1 protein-coding gene and 2 pseudogenes are annotated in these 1,427 nt (G+C 49.4%); all 3 read left to right on the top strand.

The genetic code is table 11. The features are described 5' to 3' along the window. Positions 1-893 (top strand): annotated as a pseudogene (locus H8S57_RS15795) (helicase); the annotation flags it as partial. Next, positions 835-1,104, top strand: a complete 270-nt coding sequence (locus H8S57_RS15790) for a hypothetical protein (RefSeq protein ID WP_186908948.1) — start codon at positions 835-837, stop codon at positions 1,102-1,104. The pseudogene H8S57_RS15795 and the gene H8S57_RS15790, both read left to right, overlap by 59 nt. Positions 1,105-1,120: 16 nt before the next feature. Further along, a pseudogene (locus tag H8S57_RS15785) lies at positions 1,121-1,427 on the top strand (hypothetical protein); the annotation flags it as partial.

Here is a 1,427-nt window from a genome sequence, read left to right as displayed (position 1 = left end):
TCGTGGCCAAAGGAACATTTGATGCGTATCTCTGGCAGATTCAGGAGCAGAAATTGCGCTATATCACGCAGATTCTCACCGGAAAACACATTGCCCGCTCTTGTGAGGATGTGGATGAAACCGTCCTGTCTGCCGCACAGTTCAAGGCGGCTGCTACCGACAATCCGATGGTCGCACAGAAGATGGAATTGGAAAACCGGGTCACGGAATTGAAAATTCTGCGTGGTGCGTGGAGCAATGAACAGCTTGCTTTGGAACACAAGGTTAACTTGACATATCCATCCCGCATCCGGGAATATGAGCAGAAAATTGAGCGAGTCACGCAGGACATTTCTCTGTTGGGTCAGACCGAAGGCAAGGATTTCTCCATCGTGCTGGATGGAAAGCATTATACGGAGCGACCGGCAGCGGGCGAAGCATTTGCCCTTCTTTATCGGATGATAAGTGAAGGCCGTGGAAAAGATGAATATGAGTTTGAAATTGGTTCGTATCGTGGCTTTTCTCTTTTCGTGAACTTCAATCCGTTTGAAAGGGATATTATTCTACGGGGCGCTTTGCTGTATGGGACGGATATAGGCAATTCCGGTCAGGGAACGATTACCCGTATCGAGAATCTTGCTGAACGGATTCCCAACTATCTTGAAGATGCACGGCGCGAATTGAAAGAAACACAAAAACAACTGGCGGTTGCCCAACAGCAGGTTGGACAGCCGTTTCTTTATGAGGAAGAATTGTCGGAGAAGGTTGCCCAACTTACGGAAATCAACACTAAGTTGGAGTTTGAATCATTACAGGAAAGCGAGGTGATTTTGGATGAAAACGGACAACGATCTGATGGCGAGGAAGATTGGGATTCTGAAAGAGTTCCTGCCTGCGCTTCTGCCGAAGTATAAGATCATGCTGCTGGAGGCATTCAGCCCCCACGATCTTCTCACGGCGTATATCAGAAACACTCTGGCGGGCTATCCCCGTCTGGAAGATCAGAACTTGGATGACCTGACGCTGGAACTGCTGTACCCCACTGACGAGGCGGCAGAACACTGTATCAAAGAGTTCCTTGCTCTGCGCCTGGACGATGACAACGAGCATGAGCTGGAGCAGTGATGTGAGGTGGTGATATATGGGCGAGAAACATTCGGCTGTCGGCTATCTCTTTCGAGAAGGTGCTTTTTTGCCAGCCCAAGAAACAAAGCCGGTCCGCAATGAGTTTGGCCTGGACCTGTTTCAGCATAGAGGCTCCGTTTATGAAGGAAAAACCGGACTGCAATTCTGTTCTCTCAAGCAGGCGGAGGACTTGGCCGGTTTCGTTGAGAAGCATGGCGGTATTGAAAAAGTCCAAAAGCTGATTGCAGACAGTTTGGAGCGCACCGGTCTTTCTCCCCGCTATACCCGACCGGATGAAAAGAAAAAGGACATCTTTCCGCCAA

Origin of the sequence: Lawsonibacter hominis (assembly GCF_014287895.1) — a bacterium.
GTDB classification, from domain to species: domain Bacteria; phylum Bacillota; class Clostridia; order Oscillospirales; family Oscillospiraceae; genus Lawsonibacter_A; species Lawsonibacter_A hominis.
The sequence above is the reverse complement of the archived record's forward strand: the minus strand, read 5'-3'. Positions and strand labels throughout refer to the sequence as shown.

Coding starts and splice junctions, on each gene's coding strand:
- H8S57_RS15790 (WP_186908948.1), top strand. CDS start 835: ATGGCGAGGAAGATTGGGATTCTGAAAGAGTTCCTGCCTGCGCTTCTG.